General features: G+C 39.3%; 17 protein-coding genes. 9 read left to right on the top strand and 8 right to left on the bottom strand.

Annotated elements, in window-relative coordinates; genetic code table 11:
• Entirely contained in the window at nt 1-1,872 is a 1,872-nt protein-coding gene (mutL, locus tag FBD94_RS10780) for a DNA mismatch repair endonuclease MutL (RefSeq protein WP_136880215.1), read from the bottom strand.
• A gap of 144 nt (nt 1,873-2,016) precedes the next feature.
• Here mutL and FBD94_RS10775 point away from each other — a divergent pair, with 144 nt between their 5' ends.
• Nucleotides 2,017-3,810 (top strand): serine hydrolase domain-containing protein, encoded by a 1,794-nt coding sequence (locus tag FBD94_RS10775; RefSeq protein WP_136880214.1) that lies wholly within the window; start codon nt 2,017-2,019, stop codon nt 3,808-3,810.
• A gap of 48 nt (nt 3,811-3,858) precedes the next feature.
• Here FBD94_RS10775 and FBD94_RS10770 read toward each other — a convergent pair whose 3' ends face one another.
• Nucleotides 3,859-4,569 (bottom strand): XRE family transcriptional regulator, encoded by a 711-nt coding sequence (locus FBD94_RS10770; RefSeq protein ID WP_136880213.1) that lies wholly within the window; start codon nt 4,567-4,569, stop codon nt 3,859-3,861.
• A 100-nt stretch (nt 4,570-4,669) separates the two neighbouring features.
• Between FBD94_RS10770 and FBD94_RS10765 the strand changes: the two genes are divergently transcribed.
• Entirely contained in the window at nt 4,670-5,806 is a 1,137-nt protein-coding gene (locus FBD94_RS10765) for a hypothetical protein (protein ID WP_136880212.1), read from the top strand.
• Nucleotides 5,807-5,971: 165 nt separating this feature from the next.
• Here FBD94_RS10765 and FBD94_RS10760 read toward each other — a convergent pair whose 3' ends face one another.
• Entirely contained in the window at nt 5,972-6,934 is a 963-nt protein-coding gene (locus FBD94_RS10760; RefSeq protein ID WP_136880211.1) for an isopenicillin N synthase family dioxygenase, read from the bottom strand.
• Nucleotides 6,935-7,181: 247 nt separating this feature from the next.
• Here FBD94_RS10760 and msrA point away from each other — a divergent pair, with 247 nt between their 5' ends.
• Nucleotides 7,182-7,781 carry a peptide-methionine (S)-S-oxide reductase MsrA gene (msrA, locus tag FBD94_RS10755; protein ID WP_136880210.1) on the top strand — a complete coding sequence of 200 codons (600 nt, stop codon included), beginning with the start codon at nt 7,182-7,184 and terminating at the stop codon, nt 7,779-7,781.
• Nucleotides 7,782-7,852: 71 nt separating this feature from the next.
• The gene (locus FBD94_RS10750; protein ID WP_136880209.1) at nt 7,853-8,113 is read left to right on the top strand and encodes a 4a-hydroxytetrahydrobiopterin dehydratase; all 261 of its coding nucleotides are present in this window, start codon (nt 7,853-7,855) and stop codon (nt 8,111-8,113) included.
• A 20-nt stretch (nt 8,114-8,133) separates the two neighbouring features.
• Here the strand turns inward: FBD94_RS10750 and FBD94_RS10745 are convergent, their stop codons facing one another.
• Both FBD94_RS10745 and FBD94_RS10740 read right to left on the bottom strand, forming a co-directional pair.
• A complete protein-coding gene (locus tag FBD94_RS10745; RefSeq protein ID WP_136880208.1) occupies nt 8,134-9,420 on the bottom strand; it encodes an SGNH/GDSL hydrolase family protein in 1,287 nt (428 codons plus the stop codon).
• An 18-nt stretch (nt 9,421-9,438) separates the two neighbouring features.
• The gene (locus FBD94_RS10740) at nt 9,439-10,644 is read right to left on the bottom strand and encodes an OmpP1/FadL family transporter (RefSeq protein ID WP_131610084.1); all 1,206 of its coding nucleotides are present in this window, start codon (nt 10,642-10,644) and stop codon (nt 9,439-9,441) included.
• A gap of 262 nt (nt 10,645-10,906) precedes the next feature.
• Between FBD94_RS10740 and FBD94_RS10735 the strand changes: the two genes are divergently transcribed.
• Together FBD94_RS10735 and FBD94_RS10730 are read left to right on the top strand one after the other, a co-directional pair.
• The gene (locus FBD94_RS10735; RefSeq protein WP_131610085.1) at nt 10,907-11,539 is read left to right on the top strand and encodes an NAD(P)H-dependent oxidoreductase; all 633 of its coding nucleotides are present in this window, start codon (nt 10,907-10,909) and stop codon (nt 11,537-11,539) included.
• A 173-nt stretch (nt 11,540-11,712) separates the two neighbouring features.
• Nucleotides 11,713-14,439 carry a carboxypeptidase-like regulatory domain-containing protein gene (locus FBD94_RS10730; protein WP_131610086.1) on the top strand — a complete coding sequence of 909 codons (2,727 nt, stop codon included), beginning with the start codon at nt 11,713-11,715 and terminating at the stop codon, nt 14,437-14,439.
• Nucleotides 14,440-14,512: 73 nt separating this feature from the next.
• Here FBD94_RS10730 and FBD94_RS10725 read toward each other — a convergent pair whose 3' ends face one another.
• Entirely contained in the window at nt 14,513-16,051 is a 1,539-nt protein-coding gene (locus tag FBD94_RS10725) for a PspC domain-containing protein (protein ID WP_136880207.1), read from the bottom strand.
• Complete coding sequence (locus FBD94_RS10720) at nt 16,048-16,416, bottom strand: PadR family transcriptional regulator (RefSeq protein ID WP_131610088.1); 369 nt, start codon at nt 16,414-16,416, stop codon at nt 16,048-16,050. Before FBD94_RS10720 ends, FBD94_RS10725 begins: the two co-directional genes overlap by 4 nt.
• A 259-nt stretch (nt 16,417-16,675) precedes the next feature.
• Between FBD94_RS10720 and FBD94_RS25935 the strand changes: the two genes are divergently transcribed.
• Nucleotides 16,676-16,834 (top strand): hypothetical protein, encoded by a 159-nt coding sequence (locus FBD94_RS25935; RefSeq protein WP_165503628.1) that lies wholly within the window; start codon nt 16,676-16,678, stop codon nt 16,832-16,834.
• A gap of 10 nt (nt 16,835-16,844) precedes the next feature.
• Here FBD94_RS25935 and FBD94_RS10715 read toward each other — a convergent pair whose 3' ends face one another.
• Nucleotides 16,845-17,987, bottom strand: coding sequence for a putative sensor domain DACNV-containing protein (locus FBD94_RS10715; RefSeq protein WP_131610089.1), 1,143 nt, complete (start codon nt 17,985-17,987; stop codon nt 16,845-16,847).
• 121 nt (nt 17,988-18,108) lie between these two features.
• On the opposite strand from FBD94_RS10715, the gene FBD94_RS10710 reads away from it, so the two are divergent.
• Both FBD94_RS10710 and FBD94_RS10705 read left to right on the top strand, forming a co-directional pair.
• Nucleotides 18,109-18,771 (top strand): metal-dependent transcriptional regulator, encoded by a 663-nt coding sequence (locus FBD94_RS10710; RefSeq protein WP_131610090.1) that lies wholly within the window; start codon nt 18,109-18,111, stop codon nt 18,769-18,771.
• Nucleotides 18,772-18,815: 44 nt separating this feature from the next.
• Nucleotides 18,816-20,102 (top strand): DUF2130 domain-containing protein, encoded by a 1,287-nt coding sequence (locus FBD94_RS10705; RefSeq protein ID WP_169472278.1) that lies wholly within the window; start codon nt 18,816-18,818, stop codon nt 20,100-20,102.
• The last annotated feature ends 2 nt before the right edge of the window (nt 20,103-20,104 follow it).

Genomic DNA, 20,104 nt, shown 5'->3' with positions numbered 1-20,104 from the left:
CTATTTATCAAATTTCTTATCTAATTCGGCCAAACCAATGGTCTGGATAACAGGCTTCCCACTAATACTAAAGTTAGGACTTTTACAAGCAAAAAGCTGCTCAATCAATGTATTCATCTCTTCCTGTCCCAAAACTGTACCATTCTTTATGGCACTGTTTCTAGCCATACTTCTGGCCAAAGCATCTCTTTTATCTAATTTCAGCTCTTGCTGTGAGTTTTTAAACCCTTCTATTAAATGCTCAAAAAGCTGGGTTTCATTAATATTCCCACCTCCAAGATCAACAGGAATACCTTCGATCACTAAAGTATTTTTACCAAACTCTCTGACCTCAAATCCCAAACTTTTAATATCCTCCAATAAACTTTTTGCCAGTTCGTAGTCATTAGGACTTAAAGTTACCGTTTGCGGAAATAAACTTTGCTGCGAAGCGCCCTTTCTATCCTCTAGATGTACGGTAAAACGTTCATACAAAATTCTTTCGTGCGCAGCCTGCTGATCAATCAACATTAGCCCCGATTTAATTTGGGAAATGATATAACGGTTATGCAATTGCATCAATTGCTTTTGCACGGGACTAAACTGATGCTCAGCCTCCTCAGTAGGTAAATCTAATGCAGCTTGCTCTTCCGGGGCATGATTGGCAATCTCGTACAGTGATCCCCAGTTTTTTGTGCTTGGTGACATACTGCCGCCACCTCCGCCATAACTTTTTGGGAAGCTGGCATATGCAGATTCTCTTGAAGTTGCCGGTTTATCATCCGAAAAGGGATTAAAATCAGGATTAAAGCTAATACTTGGTGGCACAATTTCTTCAGGTGATTTATGGGTGATCATCCCACTAAAACCTGTTTCCTGATCAAAATCTATGGTTGGACTGATATTAAATCTGCCTAAGGACCTTTTTACTGCTGAATGCAATATGGCATAAATAGATTTTTCATCTACATATTTGATCTCCGTTTTTGTAGGATGCACATTGACATCAATATTAGCGGGATCAATATCTATAAACAGCACATACATCGGAAAATGATCATCTGCCAACAATTCTTCATAAGCCCTGCTCAATGCATGATTCAAATAAGCATCTTTTATAAAACGGTTATTTACAAAAAAGAACTGTTCTCCTCTTGTCTTCTTGGCAAATTGTGGCTTTCCAATGTATCCTTTTATGTTGATGATACTAGTTTCCTCTTCAACAGGGATCAAACGCTCATTGTAATTGTTCCCAAACAAATGAACAATGCGCTGTTTTAAAACAGACGATGGTAAGCGGTAAATCTCTACCCCATCATGGTGAAGTGTAAAAGCTGTAGCTGGATTTGCAAGCGATACCCGTTGAAACTCATCAAGAATATGACGCATTTCGGCTGGGTTACTTTTTAGGAAATTACGTCTTGCAGGTGTATTGTAAAACAGATTTTTGATGCTGATACTGGTACCTTCTGAAGTAGCAACTGGCTCCTGCTTAATAAAAACAGAACCTTCTATCTCAATAAGCGTTCCCAGCTCTTCATCATGTTTTCGGGTTTTCATTTCCACCTGTGCAATCGCTGCTATAGAAGCCATTGCCTCTCCTCTAAACCCCATAGTCCGGATAGCAAACAAATCTTCCGCCTTGCGTACTTTAGAAGTAGCATGACGTTCAAAGCACATCCTTGCATCGGTTACGCTCATCCCAGACCCATTGTCGATCACTTGTATCAATGCCTTCCCAGCATCTTTAACAATCAATTGTATTTTATTCGCCCCCGCATCTATCGCGTTCTCCAATAGCTCCTTTACTGCCGATGCTGGCCGTTGTACCACCTCGCCTGCGGCAATTTGATTGGCTACACTATCGGGTAAAAGCTGTATAATATCTGACATCTATATTTCTTCGGTAAAGCTGCTAATTTAGGCAAAATAAGCCTCATCCTTTGTTTCATTCCAGAATATTTTGTCGTAGTATGGTTAAAAAATTACCATACACTTATTTACCGTCCTTTATATCCTTTTGTTATCTTTAACCTTATGAATAAATTGATCATCGGCCTGCTTATTTTGTGCTCATTCAATGCCTGCGCACAGGACAGTAAACAAAACGAACAACAGCTTCAAATATCGAATGCCATTAAAAATAACACCGTCCTTTTAAATAATCAAGAGGCGGTTGTCCCCTTATTGAAACTCGACAAGAGAACCATTGCAAGTGTTTCATTAGGATTTAGCTACCAAACTGTTTTCGATAGTTTATTGAATAAATACGCTAAAACAACCAACTTCTCTTCGGCGCAATATTTAAGCGATACGACCCTGGATAACCTGGAAGACGATCTCAAATATTTTAACACAGTCATTATCACGCTCCCCTCTACTGAGGCGCAAAATGCAAGGAATATCAATTTTATTTTAAGCATTTCTAAAAGCAAGCAGGTTATTTTAGCTCTTTTTGGTGATGCTGGAGGGCTTCAATTTTTCAATTCCTTAAATAGTCCAATCATCTGGACCGACCAAAATACACCAATTTCTGCTTCAGTGATTCCTCAAGCTATATTTGGGGGAATTGGCTTATCTAAGAAATTAGCGGCAACACTATCACCAAAATACACCTTAGGTGCTGGTTTTACCACCAATAGTACGCGATTGAAATACACAGTGCCTGAGGACGCAGGCGTGAACACCAATAATCTTAAAGAAATTGATGCTATAGCAAGAGAAGCCATCGAGGCCCGAGCCACTCCAGGCATTGTGGTACTAGTTGCTAAAGACGGAAAGGTCATTTTTAATAAAGCTTACGGAAACCACACCTATAGCAATGAAGCACCAGACAAGCTAACTGACATTTTTGATTTGGCCTCTTTAACCAAAACTACAGCCACTACGCCTACCATCATGCGATTGGTTGAGCAGAAAAAATTAAACCTCGACACCAATATTGGCGCTTACATCCCTAAGGCCAGAATGTCACCGATGAATAACATTAAGGTGCGCGAAGTCATGCTTCACCAGGCAGGTTTTATTCCTTATATCCCTTTCCATAACGCTATACAAACGGGCGACTATAGTCGTGATTCGAGTGCTGCATATCCGACCAAAGTAGCTGATAACTATTACATCAGAAAGAATTACTTTAAAGATGTGATGTGGCCAAAAATGCTAAACTCGCCGATAAAAACGAGGGGAACTTATGTATACAGTGACATCAGCATGTATGTAATGAAGGAAATTGCAGAGCGCATTACCGGAACTCCATTGGATCAATATGTACAAGACAATTTCTACAAACCGCTTGGTATGCAAACTGCCGGCTTTTTACCTAGAAACAGATTTCCAAGAGAACAGATTGTACCTACAGAACAAGATACCTATTTCAGAAAAACATTATTGCAAGGTTATGTACATGATCAGGGTGCCGCGCTTGCTGGCGGGGTATCTGGACATGCCGGCTTATTTGCCAGTGCCAACGATGTAGCCATCATTTACCAAATGCTATTGAATAAGGGCAGCTATGGGGGCGAACAATACTTTACACCACAGATTGTAGATATGTTTACAGCCAAGCAATCTAATGTGAGCAGAAGAGGCTTAGGCTTTGACAGATGGGATCCTGACTTGACAAAAAAATATCCTTCAGAAACTGCATCTCCACAAACTTATGGACATACGGGCTATACTGGAACCTGTGTTTGGGTAGACCCTGCAAGGGGATTGGTATACATATTCTTGTCTAACCGCGTCTATCCTTCTGTAACGGATAAATTAGGTACACTAAAGATCAGAGGACGCATACAAGATGTGATCAATAAGGCCATTGATCAGAAATAATCAAAATGCCCTTCTACAAGCCGACTGCTCATGGAAGGGCATTTTATTTTACAATTGATTGCGGGTAACTTTACCTTTTATCAAAAACATCTTTTGAATAGAATCTCTAAGAACCACAGTATCCCCCTTAAAATTAGGATTTGAGGACCGAAGGATAATCTTCGCTGCATCCGGATGCTCAAAGATCAACTTTACCGTAGTCATATGATTAGAACGCTCATCAGTGACCACCAAATACGCCTCTCCCCATTGAAGAACATTGAAGTTTGTAATCTCACGAATCGCAATAATTTCACCGCTTGCGTATTTCGGATACATACTATCTCCATAGATCGGCAAATAGGCATCACAGTCATTGAATGGCCTGAAATTAACGTAGTATTCGGGAGCCTCGCCTAGTACCCCATATTCTCCAAAGGAGATTTCGGAGAGATTTACATTAAAAAAGGGTACGCCCTTCTCATCCGACTCATTAAGCCCCATTTCAGTGACCGGAGCTGTAAGCTGCATTTCTCCCTCCCCTGTCTGCAACCATTCTGGATTAATAGGATAATAACCCGTGATCTCCTTTATTAGTCTTATGCCTATCGACCTGTGACCATTTTCAATGGCCACATAATTACTGACATTTGGGTTAACCGCACCATAGAACTCTTTTGAGTTCTGCCCTTGGACTAAACGGAATTTTTTTAAGCGCAGACCAATTTTAATTGATTGAGGATCAGCTTTTTTCAAAATAATATCATCATTAATAGTCATTTGACTTTTTTATCTAATCAAAAGATGAGAAGTTTGTTTTATCAGTTGCTGCAAGATACAAAACTTACTAGCAGTAAAACACTAACCAAAACCAGATATTATGAAATACACCGCATTTTGTTGTTATGGAAACCGTATTAGCTCGTTAACAAAACAGGAAATTAAAAATCCATTATCCGTCCTTGAAACGATCTACACCCAAAGAGAGTTAAAAAGCTTCAAAGAAAACCTGTGGGATCTTTTCTCGAGCATCTACAGGGATCAACACTGGAGAAAAAAGGGCGCTGCTCAGCTTAACCGAATCTATATCGATTTAATTAGGCTGATAGATGCACTATGGTTAATCTATACTTATCACCCTCAACTTTGTACGCCAGTCCAAAACAATCAAGGGTCTATAAAAACACCGGGGTTGATGAATAATTTCAACATCCTATTTACCTGCAGGCGAAGGAACAATAAGCAAGCTCCAAGAAACACCTTAAAGTCTTTTTACAAATCCAGATCGCTATCTGCTATTAAGAAAAATATCTACAACTACTTGCAACTGGCATTAAACGCGTCTTATATGAACAGCAATAAGGATGGATATTTCGCTTTACCAGAGTATAATGTAGTTGACGATTTTTTGAAGATTGAAGGTTTAATAGCACATGGATCTAGTATTTATAGCAACTGTTCCAAACAGAAGCCAAGAACTGGCAAGGCTGTTAAATTTGCCAAAAACCTGGATCATACCACAACACTAAGCAAAGAAGAGATCGTAAACCCAGCCTATCACGTAAGAAACATATACCTCCAAGACCTCAGATTTGAGCAGATATACGAGAGTATAAAAATCTGGGAGCATAGTTTTTACAATAAAGACTTTTGGGGCAAAACAGACAACCCTGGCAATATCCTCTTTTTCACAGAATGCATAAAGCAGCTCATCGATTGTACCTGGCTAATGACTCAAACTGGCGAACTGAAAGCCGCAGATGAAAAAAAAGACATCTCCAATAGTAAGAGAAAACAGTTCGTGGCTTTAAATAATCAAGAACTGAACCAGCCCCTCTTAGTTATAAGCAGTTTTTTTGAACATAAAAAAATGCATGAATGGAAAATACAATTGGATGAGTGGACGGAGATCAGTTTGAGTCAAACAGCTATACCCGAAAACAAAATTAAAACATCGGAAGACCTCAACTATCTTTTAAAATTCGTAGAGGCCTCGCACTTACTAACTTGCTTATAATCTTTACCCACCTGATAAAAAAACTTACCCTCTAAAGCAAGGCTGCAGGCCGTATACCCCATAGCCCTATGGACGGGCGGCCCTACATCAACCTATAGAAAATCTGAACTCTTGCTGGTAAGCAAAAAATCCGTGCCCTTTTTGTGGACACGGATTTTTTAAATGTTATTTCTTAAGACCGATTTCCCTTAATCGTTCATCAAGATATTCTCCTGCCGTCATGTCTGAGTATACTTTAGGATGTTCCGCATCCACACAAGATGGCAAACTTGTTAAATCCATATTGCTTCTTGGATGTAAAAAGAAAGGCACAGAAAACCTTGAAGTCTTCATCAATGCCAATGGCGGATTTACAACCCTATGTGTAGTTGAACGTAGCTTATTATTGGTTAAACGTTGCAACATATCGCCTACGTTCACCACAATATCAGTATGATGCGCCTTAATTGGCAACCACTCGTTGCTTCTAGTTAATACTTCTAAACCATCCGCACTAGCACCAATCAACAACGTTATTAAGTTAATATCTTCATGGGCACCTGCACGAACTGCATCATCAGGCAAAGTTTCTGGATGTTCAATTGGAAAGTAGTGAATACCCCTTAATATAGAGTTCCCATTATGAACCTCTTTATCAAAATAATCAATTGGCAAGTTTAAATAAGTGGCAATGGCCCGAAGTAAATGTTTACCATTAACTTCCAAACGTTGATAAATCTCTCTAGTTACGGCATTAAATTCAGGAATTTCTTCCAAATATTCATTATCAGGATACTGCTCTTTTATTGGATCTTTATCCATTACCTCTTGCCCAATTTGCCAAAATTCTTTCAAATCAGCAGTCTTTGCACCCTTTGCAGTTTCTTTACCTGGACTAGTATAGCCACGTTGTCCTGCAAGCTCAACCTTTTCGTATTTCTTTTTCTGCTCGGGCGAAAGACCAAATACAGCTTGTATATTTTGATATAGCTTATCGATCAATTCCTGACTCACCCCATGATTGGTAATCGTTACAAAACCCGAATCATTGAATGCTCTGCCTAATTCGTCAGAGAATTTTTTACGCTGTGATTCATTTCCGTCGATGTATGAACCCAGATCTAAACAGGGAATATAAGGTGTAGACATAATCTTTAATTTATATAGCTAATAACCACGAATTTAAGAAACTATTGTTAATAAACATTAAATCTACAAATCCTTCGTTTATAAAGAGCTGCAAATAAAAAGCTTAAGTTACCAACACCACAGCCCCTAAATTCATCAATTATCAGCTGATTGTAATTTAGTGCAGTATAATCTAATGATAAAAACTAAAAGCCTGCCCGATACGTAACTTTATGAAAGAGATGATTCTCCTTTTATTTAAACAGCCATGAAGAATTTATCAATTATGATTATTGTTCTCTTATCAGCAATAGGTACAAATGCACAGTCTAAAAACCTACAGAAGGCAACTTTTGGAATGGGATGTTTCTGGTGTTCGGAAGCTTTATTCCAAAGACTTAGTGGCGTGATTAGTGTTCGATCAGGATATGAGGGGGGCAACATCGCCAATCCATCTTACGAAGAGGTTTGCACAGGAACCACCGGCCATGTTGAAGCGATAGAGGTTACTTATGATCCGCTCAAAATAAAATATGACGAGCTACTTGAGGTTTTTTGGAAAAGCCACGACCCAACCACGCTAAACCGTCAAGGTGCAGATATAGGCACGCAATACCGTTCTGTTATATTTTATCATAATGATGAACAACGAAAAATTGCTGAAAGCTATAAAAAAGAGTTAAATGACACCAAGGCTTTTGCTAAGCCTATAGTTACCGAAATCAGGAAAGCTGCGCCATTTTATGTAGCAGAAAATTATCATCAGGATTATTTCAACAAAAATGGGAGCGAGCCTTATTGTCGCCTGGTAATTTTACCAAAGATGGAAAAGCTAGAGAAATTATTTAAAGCGAAGTTGAAGCATTAAAATAAAACTTATATATCAAAACTTTGTTTCCTTATCGGATTGCAATCCCGCAGTCTGCCTAGTATACGATTATGGAAAAAATCTTGCAAAAACAATGGGAAGAAAAGGATAAAAAGCTCTATAAAGTTGTCATTTTTAAAGATTTCGAAGAAGCTTTCAGCTTTATGATTCGTGTAGCTTTTTTAGCAGAGAAACACAATCATCATCCTAAATGGACCAATGAATGGAATAAGGTAGAGATCTGGTTATCTACACATGATGCCGGAAACATAGTCACAGAAAAAGACCGAAGCCTTGCAATGGAAATCGATAAGTTACTTGGTGTAGAATAAACTACACCAAGCAGAATCAATTAAGGGAATTTAACCCCTCTGTACTTACTAATATCTACGACAGGAATGCTTGAACCATACTTAGCATTGATCGCCGAAATAAAAGCATTTGCGGTTATTGCATAGCCCAGTGGAGTTAAGTGTATTCCATCCAATGAGAAAAGATTACCCTGGATAAATGCTCCACTAACCGGAATACCGTTTATATGCTTACCCGCAGCATATTCATTTAACAAAGTGTAACCATCCATAATGGCGATACCTTTTGCATTAGCTATGCTCTTAATCGTGTTGTTGTAGGAGTTGATATAATCATTTACAATAAGAACTTCCGCTTTATCCAATACATACTGACTCGCTACAGGATTGCGTGGATCTAAACCATAAGGTATACCTCCAGTTGGCACACCTATTAAATTAGCAGAACCTAATGGCAATGTAAACAGATCACCAACCGTAGCAGCTCTAGCTTGTCCCACACCTGGCTGAATATAAATGTCTTTTACACTGGCACCCGCAGGAGTAGCATTAACTGCCGCAAGAATTGTTTTTAAAGTAACTGTATTAAAAAATGCTGTTGAAGTTACCCCAGGAATAGTCCCTACTACACCCTTTGCCCCCGTTGAAGTCAATTTAGCGATTACGGCATTGTACTCTGTCGCGAACACCCCCTTATCGGTCGGCGGTGCACCTGCGGCACCGGCAGTAGCATAGGCTAAGATATCGTTGTTACCTAACCAATTGCTAAAAAACGTCCAGGGTTTAGCTGTTGCAAAATCCAAATACGTTGTTGGGTTAGTTCCATACTCACCTGGCAGTAAACGCTCATAAAGTCCATTCGCATTCGCGTATCCAGCTATTCTCGCATGAGCCAATTTAATATTAGGGACACCAAAATTGTTAATCTCTCCTGTGTACTTAGTATACAGCGTTACGCCCCCCTGTGATCCCCGAACGGCCGTGTTAGATGTTTCCGGGACAATAGTAGGCACACCATTAGTCAATGCAGTTAATTTAAGATACCCCGTTCCATTTGCTTTATCCGCAGGAAAGAAAGGTGTACTAAAACTACCACCGCCAACTGCCTTCATCTGCTCAGCGATCATCCCTGGGAAAGAATTTTGTTGTCCTTCCAGGGATAAGCCGCCGTCAGCAAAGCCCGCAGTAAGTGAATTCCCTAAGGCAATGTAACGTGTAAAATCTTCCGTTCCCTTACTTGGGGCAGGAACATCTATGGTCGGTTTGCAGGCCGCCAATCCAAGAATGGCTAATGCCAATGCACTTTTATAAAAATATGTAGAGTTCATGATGTTACTATTTGAAGATTAGAATTTATAAGATAATGCCACACCTGGGATATAGGCCACGGTTTTAAATGTGCCACTAAGCCCTGATTCGATATTGGTTTCGGTTCTTGACTTTAAGTTCTCGTACAAGAAAGAAAAATCAATACCAAACCTTTCTGATGGTTTTAAACCAATACCTGCGCTTAGCAGAATACGATTTGCATCAGGCACTTCTGGTGTAACATAGCCTTCCCCTACTGGAGATAATGCATATGCTGCACCTGCCCTAAGTGTTAAGAACGAAGAAGCTACATGCTGAATACCTGCTCTAAAAGTTGCCGCATCATGATAATTACGTGCTGATATTGTAGAATTACCGTTGTTATAATAAAAAGCAAGCTCTTTATAAGTATGCCACCATATCCAGTTCACATCAAGTGCAATGGTAGTTTTTTCTGAGGGATAAAAACCAAAACCAACAGTACTGGTAGCAGGTAGCGGCAAAGTTGCGTTAAATGAAGCTGGTAACAATGGCTGTACAGAAGAAGGTACGTTAGTGAAGATCGCATCTCCATTCTTTACTGTTGCTGACACCTGAGAACGGTGAGTAAGACCAACCGACACTCCTGAAATTGTTTTAATAAAGATACCAGCATTCCAACCAAAATCTTTTGCATCACCTTTGAGCTTCACAGTAGCCTGCTGCCCATTACTGGTATATGGAACTGACATTTGAAGATCTACCTTCCCTAAAGCATATACCAAACCTCCGCCAATACCAATTTCATCTGTGATCTTTAAACTCAAAGTTGGCTGGATATAAATTGCTTGCAAATCAAGAGCGGTTACAGTAAACTTTCCTGACCAATCCTCTTTCCAGTGCATTGCCCCACCAAAGGGAGTATAAACGCCAATCCCAAATCTCAAACGACTTTCTGGAGAACCAAAAATGGCATAAGCCGCCGCTGGAGTAGGCACTTTATTTTTATTATATTCTGTAATTGAAGAACCTGCTTGATTAAAGGCCGTTTTTAGCCAAATGCCATTTATCCCAGCTTGTACTCCATTATTTTTGAGAAAGGAAACTGCCCCGGGGTTAAAAAATACCGCAGCCTCATCTAGGGCGAGTCCGACACCAGCGCCGCCCATTGCGGTTTGTTTTTGTCCCTGGAGATTAACCTGAAATGATTGCGAGAATCCGAATACAGGAATAGCCAGGAAAAAACTTAGTAAAATCTTGTTCATTGGTACTTAATTTAGGTGGATGATTGATTAGTTCTTTTTATCAAAAATTTAATGTTTTAACTTATAACAAGCTTTAATAAGTATAAGTTTTAGCTAATATATAACTATGCATGCATAATAAAAAGAACATTTTTCATTTAAAAGTCAAAACCGCATGAAGATTATTCAGGGAAAGAATAACATGCGTACATTTGCTAACACTGTTATTATTTCCTAAAAATAGACAGCATTTTGATTGAAAAATTGATTTAACTATTAGAATATGAGCTTAATAGAAGCATTAAACTGGCGTTATGCCACAAAGAAAATGAATGGCGAGAAAGTTTCTCAAGACAAAGTTGATCAGATTCTTGCCGCAGCACGTCTTGCGCCTACATCATCTGGTTTACAGCCATTTAGAATCATTGTGGTAACCAACCCTGAACTAAAAGAAAAAATTAAAGCTGTAGCTTATGGCCAACAGCAAATTACCGATGCATCACATGTATTGATCTTTGCTGCATGGGATAATTATACTGAAGAACGCATTAGATCCGTATTTACTTACACCAACAATGAAAGAGGTGTACCGGATTCTGCGACAGCTGATTATGTAAACACGCTAATCGGACTATATACAAACAGAACAACTGAAGAGAATTTCCACCATGCTGCTAAACAAGCTTACATCGGTTTCGGTGTAGCCCTGGCAGAAGCTGCACTATTAAAAGTGGATGCTACTCCAATGGAAGGTTTTGAATCTGCAAAACTTGATGAGTTATTAGGTTTAAACGCTCAAGGTTTACGCAGTACAACTATCCTACCTCTTGGCTACAGGGACGAAGCTGGCGATTGGTTGGTAAACTTGAAAAAAGTTAGGACTCCTTTGGAGAACTTTGTAACTGAAATTAAGTAAAAAACACGATTCATAAGAAACCGCTTCATAATCCGTTTATGAAGCGGTTTTTTTTATTCTTAATTTCCCCATCCCCTTTCAACTGTCAAAAAGTGTTAAAGATGCAAGCTAGTTAACCTATTCATTTCATAAATGAATATATTAGCAATATTAATTGTATACAACCATTTTTGATGAGATTTATAAAATTTGCAATTGCCCTTATAATACTTTCAACAAGCTTGCAGCTTTCAGCCCTTGCACAGCAAGACAGTATCGTTTTAGACAACATTTTAAAAAAGACTAAAAAGGTAAACGACGAGCGCCCGATAGAAAAGGTGTACCTCCATTTCGACAAGCCATATTATAGCGTTGCCGACACGATGTGGTTTAAAGCTTATTTAACAATGGAACAAAATCTTCCATCCCTGTTAAGTAAAATAGTATACGTTGATCTCATGAATAGCAAAGATTCGTTGATACAAACCATAAAGCTTCCTGTTGTTGGTGGTGTAGCGGCGGGATATGTCCCACTCAGTCCCGGTACTTATCAACAAGGCAATTACTACGTTAAAGCCTACACCATATGGATGCTAAACTTTAGCGATGACTATTTCTTCAGCAAAACGATCCCTATCGGAGAAGCTATTGAGAAACAGGTAAACACCCTACTCAGCTACAAAACCACTGAAACCGATAAGACTCAGGTTATTGATGCCGTTATACAATTTAAAAATCGAGACAACGCAATTCAAGCCAATAAAACAGTTAACTGGAGGGTTTTATCAAATTACGACGTGGTAGCCAAGGGTAAGGGAACCACGGATCAGAATGGTTTCTTAAGGATAAAAATAGATCCCCGAAAAAGTGATAAGATTAAAAATGGTGAACTGATTACAGACATTAACATTACTGAAAAGGAAATCGTTACCTCCACTTTCAAACTTAAACCAACCACACCTGCAGCTAATGATGTTCAGTTTTTCCCTGAAGGTGGCGAGCTAATTGCTGGAATTGCTTCCCGAATTGGCTTTAAAGCTATAAATGGAAATGGTGCCGGTATTGACTTAAAGGGTTCGGTAGTTGACAACAGCGGGACAAAACTTACCGATTTTAGCTCTAGTCATTTAGGTATGGGTGCTTTTTACATGAATGCTGAAGCTGGAAAAACTTACAAGGCCAACCTCACTTTTAATGATGGCACAACAAAAAGTTTCGACCTGCCAAAAATACTTGAATCAGGAATAGTAGCTCAGGTTAACAATACGGATTCGCTGTTATTTAACTTAAAAATAGTGGCCAATGATGCTTATTTTGAAGCCAACAAGAACAAAAACTTGTTTATCGTAGCCACCAATGGAACGATGGTCTATTATGCTGCTAAAACAAAACTAAATAATCAGGTAACTGCTGCTAAAATCCCTAAAGATAAATTCCCGGCAGGCATTGTTCAAATTACGCTATTCTCCGAAACTGGCGAGCCGGTAAGTGAAAGGCTTGCCTTTAACTATCAGCCAAACGCAATAAAGCTTTCCTTAAAAACTGATCTTGCGACATACAAACCCCGACAAAAAGTTAAGTTGGCTGTAACTGCGAAGAATGCTGCTCAATTTGCAGATGGGAATTTCTCCATAGCGGTTACAGATGAGCAAAAAGTGCCAGTTGATGAAAATTCGGAGATCACTATTTTAAGTTCACTACTGCTTACCTCGGACTTAAAGGGTTATATAGAAAAGCCCAATTATTATTTTAATAAAACCAGCGCCAAAAAATTAGCAGATCTAGATGTGTTGATGCTGACACAAGGTTTTCGCCGATATGCTTACAAAGAGATCCTTGCAGGCAAATTTCCACCGGTTACCTTTTTGCCAGAACAGAGTATGGCATTAACTGGTACCTTAAGGGACCGCACAGGTATGCCCGTAAGAAAAGGAAATTTAAGATTAACTGTACCAGGGACAAGAATTGGTGTAGAAACTATCACCAGTCCATCTGGTATCTTTGCTTTTCAAAACCTCAATTTTCCCGATTCCTCAGAAGTGGTGATCAGTGCAAAATATAATCCAAATGGAAATAATCTAATGGTTTTATTGGATGGACAACCTTCACCACAGCTTAGCAAGAATCCATATCCTGCACAAGAGGTAACCAATATTGACAGCACTTTATCTGCATACCTGAACAACAGTAAAAGACAATACAGCTATTTACGTCAGCTTAAGGAAGTAAAAATTGAAGGTGCTAAAGCGAAAAGACCAAGTCATTCTGATTATCCTGCCCTTTCGGGTTTAAGCTCTATTTCGGGTACTGTAATAGAAGGCGACCGCTTTAATGGTTGTAACATGTTAACGATGTGTCTGCAGACTATGGCTACAGGCCTTATTTTTTACGAAAACAACTTTTACGTAAACAGAGATTACCAGCAAGGCAGTCGCGTACCTGTGCAGATTTTCCTAAATGGCATGCCAATAGATTATTTTGGACTTGCCAGCGTACAATCGTCTGAAGTGGAAAACGTAGAGGTATTTACTAAAGATGAATTGGGTACAGTAAACAGAATGTACAATACCAATGGTGTATTGGTTATCAATACCAAGAAAATTCCTAAAGGCACAAAAATGAGTATGGAAGAATTTAAAAAGTTAATTCCTGACCCAAGTGTACTTAAAATTAAACCTAAAGGCTATAGTAAACAACGCGAATTTTACGCACCTAAATATGTGAATGCCGCAGCAACTTATAATTTTAATGATTTACGCAGTACGATCTACTGGAATCCTAAAGTGATTACAACTGCTGAAGGTGGATTATCATTAGAATACTACAATGCAGACGGCAAGGGCACTTACAAGGCTGTTATTGAAGGCGTAGACAAAAATGGAAACATTGGTCGATTCGTTTACCGCTATACGGTCAAATAAATTTATACTTATTCAATAGCTACATTGTAGCAGTTAAAAAAGAAGGGGGCTATTTTATTAGCCCCCTTCTTTTTTAATCTTTATTTTTAACCTTTTCAAACTTACATTTAACCCCTGTGTCTGTCATGATCCATGAGCTATACTCCGCCCCTTCCTCATGCTCACAATCCCAATAACCATACCCCCTAAGGTATCGGTAAAACTCATTGCTAACCTGAACCTCTGTTCCCACTGGAATACTTAAAGTAAGTTCTACCTCTTGTCCACGCCAGTTGCTCATCTTTGGTATATGTAAAACCGGACTAAAACTTAAAGTTGCCCCCTCCTGTAAAAAATCGTAGTGGATATTCTGAGCATTTTTTAAAGCTACTTCAAAAGTTTTGCCTCTTGACTTAAAGTTCGTACTTAAAGAAACTTTACCATCGGTACTTTTCTCAATTCTAAAGCTGATGCTCCTCGGGTTGTTAAAATTATCATCCCGGTTATTCAATATTTTTCGGCCTTTATAGCGTGCAGGATCTATTCGGTAGTTCAAGCTATCCTCCCTAGTGAAAAACCGCTCCATATTTATGTTTAACGAATAAACTGGATAAGTCTTTAATGGCGTTGTTTGTGCAAATTCAGCGCCCTCCTTAAATTCGGTAGAAACCTTTGCTATGTAATATATTCCTGTTACTACACCACCCAGCCAAATCACCAACAGTCCGTAGGATAGTACCTTATTAATCGGCCGTCCGTTAAACCCAACCCGTATTGAAAACAAGATCAGCGCCAATAACGGAATAATCAACACGATAAACGCGGCAATTGTCATTGGAAACAAGTATTCCTCGTTAACCATGCTAATCGGGAAATAGTTGTGTACATCCGAGTTCCAAAAACCTAAGAAAGCGGCAAGTGCAACAATTGTCCCCAATAAAAAGAACGATGCGAAAACAACTATCGACCCCACAATAATTTTAAAGATCACCTTTCCTGTACCTTGTAAAAATTCGCCAATTGCTTGAATAAGACCCGCAATGAAACCGCGTGACTGTTCTGCAAATGGATGCAGATAACTATTTGCAAAGCCTTTTAAGTTAGTCTCCTCTCCACGCATTTCCATTTTCTCTATTCTGGTTTTTGCTTTAGGTACCATGATCCAGAAAATCATATAAACCAACAGCCCTGATCCAAATATAAAAGTGGTAAGGAATGTGAATAATCTTACCCACTTAGCATCTATATCGAGATAATGCCCCAAACCGGCACAAACACCTGCAACCATAGCTTGATCAGTATCCCTGTACAATTTTTTGATCGAATTATACTCAGGAGTTGGAATCTGTTCTTCTGCTGATTCTTCAGAGGTTTCAAAATCCTTCACAGAGCCCATCTGTTGAATAACAGACTGAACATCTTCCACATTAACCACTTGTTTTTGTTGAGCAAACAACTTTTCTGCGAACATTTCTGCGATCCTGTTCTCAATATCTGTTACAATTTCAAAGTCATCTGCATTTTTTGAAAAATGTTGCTTCACCTCATTTAAATAAACGGTGAGTATTTCGTAAGCATCCTCTTCAATGTGAATGATTGAGTTGCCGATATTTATGTTGTGTGTCTTCTTCATGATTCGGTTTGTTTAGTTGATTCTTTTGATTCCTGATCCGCTACTTTTTTGGAAGTATTAATGGCGTAAGACAATTCCTGCCAAGTCGTATCCAGCTGGTTTAAAATCGCTTTTCCATCTTCAGTAAGCATGTAATACTTACGTGGAGGCCCCGAAGTAGACTCCTGCCAGTTATAGCTCAACAAACCGTTGTTCTTTAAGCGGGTAAGTAAAGGGTAGAGCGTCCCCTCAACCACAAGGAGTTTAGCCTGTTTTAATTCCGCGATAATATCCGAAGCATAGATCTCGCCCCTTGATATAATAAGCAGCACACAGTATTCCAGTATGCCCTTTCGCATTTGTGTTTGCGTATTTTCTGCTATCATATTACAAAGTTATATGTTTTATATAGTAATATGCAATACATAGTACTATAAAAAGAACAAAAATATATTTATAAGTCTGATTATCAATACAATAATTTACAATTGCTTTACAGATTAATAGAGAAATTTTACAGATTAGGAGAGGAACTTTTACAAAAAAGAAGAAAAAACGAAAATTATTAACAATTCAACATTTTTCAATTTTTGTGGCGCAGAGTTTGCAAATGACTAAGCAGATCCATCAAAATAATAGCTACCTATGTTAATTAAATTGAATTCCATTCTTCACATTTTTGCCAGGCAAAAGGAAGAAAAAGCAGAACGCCCTTTAACCAGAAAAGAATGGATCAATGCGGATCGTATTGTTATGCTCGTACTGATTCTAAGCGTCATCATTGGCGCCATTATTTTCTCTTAAAGCTTATAATTTAAAGTAGTAAGGTATCTATTCGATGTGCCTGAACCCGATTTTGCAGCGACGACCAAGTATAGATGGTAAAATGTCCATCTTGCGAGGCCACCAGCGCAGTAGCATCTCTCTGGTCATGAACAAACTGAGCGGCAGATAGATGTCTGGTCCCACCTACTTTTGCAGGATGCATCACTACTGCAGAGCCCCCGTGAATGGGTTCTGAAAAAGATAGTTCATCAATATTCTCTTTACCCTTTGCCCTACCTATCTTGGCTCCGAAAGCCAACAATTCATATTCGTTGCTGATCACAGTTGCACCATCCACAGCCGTTAAGCCAGCAAGATGCTCAACTTCCCGCTTTAATGCAGTTTGCCAAAAAATCTGACTTGCTTCTTTTCTGTCCTGTTGCAACAATTTAGATAAACCGGTAAAAGAAGGCTGAACCCCATACTGAATGGGCTTTATAATAGATTGAAGCCAGTTCTTCGTATCATTTGGCACAACCAGTAAGGTTCCACCACGGCCGTGCCCCCGCATAGAGACTGCCAACTGAATTAATACATTCACAGAATCATTCCAATAAGATGGTGCTGTGAGATCTAGTAGGGACATGAGCATTGGCGGACAGTCTGGTAAATTGGTGTGATTACCATCTACCATTTTTACCTGATCGCCCTTAAGTACAGCTATATTGGTAAACTTCCCGAAGCCGTAAATCCTGCGATGTTTAATCACCAGCAATGCCGGCTCGGAAACATCCAGTACAAAACAAAAATTAGGAATACTTACCGTAGTTCCCCATACATACAATTCGCCCTCTTCTATCCAAATCCCAAGATGTATTCCTGCTCGCTCTACTCCTGGCGCAATTTTGGTTAGTGTGCTGGGATTTAAAGGTAATCGCTGTTTAAATAACAGCGGATTACCCGCTTGTTCAGGCGGTAAAAAGGCCAGGGATATTTTTGGAGAGTGCCCCTCTTCTTTGCGCAAACTTGCCCAAAAGGTGGCGTCAATAATTGCCTCAACAACATTTGCCGTAGGTAACGGTGCAAGGTCTTCTTCACCGCTCTCGGTAGCAGCAGCAAGGTGCTGCGCAAAAATAGCCTCCACTTTTGGAGCGATAATTCTGGCTGCCTGATACGTAGTGCGGTAAATCATGCCATAAAGTTAATTGATTTACAGCAAAGAACCACATCATTTAATTGTCAATCTAATGCTCATTCACCTGCTATTTTTTGAAGCCGAAACATATTAAAAACTATTTATCTAAGTTTGTAGGATGCTATCTTATACAGAAGAAAACTATTTAAAAGCACTATTGATGCTCAGCTTCCAGAATGAGGAGAAGCCGGAAGTGGGCACAAATGATATGGCAGCTTATTTAGGTGTGAAGCCCGCTACTGCCACAGATATGCTTAAAAAGCTGAAAGAGAAGGAGCTGGTTCTTTATGAAAAGTATGGTAAAATTCTACTCTCGGACTTAGGCAGAAAAAAAGCCACTGCCATATTGAGAAAACACAGACTATGGGAAACCTTTTTATATAAAAAACTTGATTTTAGCTGGGATGAGGTACACGAGGTGGCGGAACAACTCGAACATATTCAATCAGAAAAATTAGTCAACAAACTAGAAGAATATCTCGACTTTCCTGAATTTGATCCACATGGAGACCCAATTCCAAAAGCCAACGGCGATATCCCCTCTATTGATAAGACCTTGCTATCGGCAGTAACAATTGGCGAAGCCTGCAAGGTGGTTGCGGTTAAGGATACTTCCGCTTTATTTCTTCAATATCTTGAAAAACTTAAGATCACCATCGGCACCAAGATCAAAGTCACAGAAGTTATAGATTTTGATGGCTCTTTAAATATTCAAATAGAAAACGCAGCAACCCGGAGCGTCTCTATGAAGTTTGCAGATAGCCTTTTTGTAAAGAGATAATAGTAAATTTGTCTAGCCAATTAAACTCCAACAACACACAATCTATGTCTACTGAAATAAAATGCCCCAACTGTGCACACACTTTTCCCATCGAAGAAGTAATGGCTGAGGAGTATAAAAAAGACCTTCGTGAAAAAATGGTCTCTTTTACCAAGCAAAAGGATGAAGAGTATAATAAAAAGCTTACTGAATTTGCACAACAGCAGAAGCAGCAGGAACAAACTTTTGAACTTCAACAGAAAGAGCAAGCCAAAGCTTTTGAACTAAAGCTCGAAGAAGAGAAAAAGCAATTGCAAGGTGTGTTGGAGGAAAACCTACGCAAAAGCATTTCTTCTGATTTTGAGAATAAGCTGCAAATGCTAGACAATGCACATAAAGAAAGTGAAGAGAAACTGAAATTGGCACGTTCTAAAGAACTGGACTTTATGAAAAAGGAACAGGCCATGAAGGAGAAGGAAGCAGAGCTGGAACTTGAAATTCAACGTAAGCTACAGGAGCAGCGCGCAGAGATGACAGAACAAATCCGTAAGCAGGAAGCTGAAAAAACGAACTTAAAAGACACAGAACATCAGCTAAGGGTAAAAGAATTAGAGAAACAACTGGACGACCAAAAGAAGCTGGCAGAAGAAATGAAGCGCAAAGCTGAACAAGGTTCTATGCAGCTGCAGGGCGAAGTTCAGGAACTGATTCTAGAAGAATTATTGCGAAATGCTTTCCCTTTTGACCTGGTTAGCGAAGTTGGAAAAGGAGTACGTGGAGCGGACTGTGTACACCATATCAGAAACCAATTTGGTCAGGATTGTGGTAAAATCATATATGAGAGCAAGCGCACTAAGGATTTCTCTATGGAATGGATAGAGAAGCTGAAAAAAGACATGCGCAGTATGGGTGTTGATGTGGCTGTAATTGTAACCCAGGCGTATCCAAAAGGAATGGACTGTTTTGGAGAAAAAGATGGGGTATGGATCTGTTCATTTGAAGAGGTAAGAGCTGTTTCGTATATACTTAGAGACGGTATCGTGAAACTATTCAGTGCTGCCAAATCACAAGAAAACCGTGGCGATAAAATGCATATGCTATACGATTACCTAACCAGCACTGAGTTTTCGGAACAATGGAAAGCCATTAGGGAAGGGTTTATGAGCATGAAATTATCCATACAACGCGAGCGTGATGCCATGGAAAAATTATGGAAGGCCAGAGAAAAACAACTGGAAAAAGTAATGCTCAATGCCACACACATCCGCGGATCTATTGAAGGTATCGCCGGTACTGATAGTATCCAGTTAAGCCTTACAGATGACGATGATGAACCACTATTACTGGAATAATC

The organism is Pedobacter hiemivivus (assembly GCF_005144565.1).
GTDB lineage: Bacteria > Bacteroidota > Bacteroidia > Sphingobacteriales > Sphingobacteriaceae > Pedobacter > Pedobacter hiemivivus.
Note: the sequence above shows the minus strand (reverse complement) of the source record. Positions and strands in the feature narration are given on the sequence as shown.

Excerpts from the sequence above, each read along its gene's own strand:
- mutL (WP_136880215.1), bottom strand. The coding sequence starts at position 1,872 with ATGTCAGATATTATACAGCTTTTACCCGATAGTGTAGCCAATCAAATT.
- FBD94_RS10775 (WP_136880214.1), top strand. The coding sequence starts at position 2,017 with ATGAATAAATTGATCATCGGCCTGCTTATTTTGTGCTCATTCAATGCC.
- FBD94_RS10770 (WP_136880213.1), bottom strand. The coding sequence starts at position 4,569 with ATGACTATTAATGATGATATTATTTTGAAAAAAGCTGATCCTCAATCA.
- FBD94_RS10765 (WP_136880212.1), top strand. The coding sequence starts at position 4,670 with ATGAAATACACCGCATTTTGTTGTTATGGAAACCGTATTAGCTCGTTA.
- FBD94_RS10760 (WP_136880211.1), bottom strand. The coding sequence starts at position 6,934 with ATGTCTACACCTTATATTCCCTGTTTAGATCTGGGTTCATACATCGAC.
- msrA (WP_136880210.1), top strand. The coding sequence starts at position 7,182 with ATGAAGAATTTATCAATTATGATTATTGTTCTCTTATCAGCAATAGGT.
- FBD94_RS10750 (WP_136880209.1), top strand. The coding sequence starts at position 7,853 with ATGGAAAAAATCTTGCAAAAACAATGGGAAGAAAAGGATAAAAAGCTC.
- FBD94_RS10745 (WP_136880208.1), bottom strand. The coding sequence starts at position 9,420 with ATGAACTCTACATATTTTTATAAAAGTGCATTGGCATTAGCCATTCTT.
- FBD94_RS10740 (WP_131610084.1), bottom strand. The coding sequence starts at position 10,644 with ATGAACAAGATTTTACTAAGTTTTTTCCTGGCTATTCCTGTATTCGGA.
- FBD94_RS10735 (WP_131610085.1), top strand. The coding sequence starts at position 10,907 with ATGAGCTTAATAGAAGCATTAAACTGGCGTTATGCCACAAAGAAAATG.
- FBD94_RS10730 (WP_131610086.1), top strand. The coding sequence starts at position 11,713 with ATGAGATTTATAAAATTTGCAATTGCCCTTATAATACTTTCAACAAGC.
- FBD94_RS10725 (WP_136880207.1), bottom strand. The coding sequence starts at position 16,051 with ATGAAGAAGACACACAACATAAATATCGGCAACTCAATCATTCACATT.
- FBD94_RS10720 (WP_131610088.1), bottom strand. The coding sequence starts at position 16,416 with ATGATAGCAGAAAATACGCAAACACAAATGCGAAAGGGCATACTGGAA.
- FBD94_RS25935 (WP_165503628.1), top strand. The coding sequence starts at position 16,676 with ATGTTAATTAAATTGAATTCCATTCTTCACATTTTTGCCAGGCAAAAG.
- FBD94_RS10715 (WP_131610089.1), bottom strand. The coding sequence starts at position 17,987 with ATGATTTACCGCACTACGTATCAGGCAGCCAGAATTATCGCTCCAAAA.
- FBD94_RS10710 (WP_131610090.1), top strand. The coding sequence starts at position 18,109 with ATGCTATCTTATACAGAAGAAAACTATTTAAAAGCACTATTGATGCTC.
- FBD94_RS10705 (WP_169472278.1), top strand. The coding sequence starts at position 18,816 with ATGTCTACTGAAATAAAATGCCCCAACTGTGCACACACTTTTCCCATC.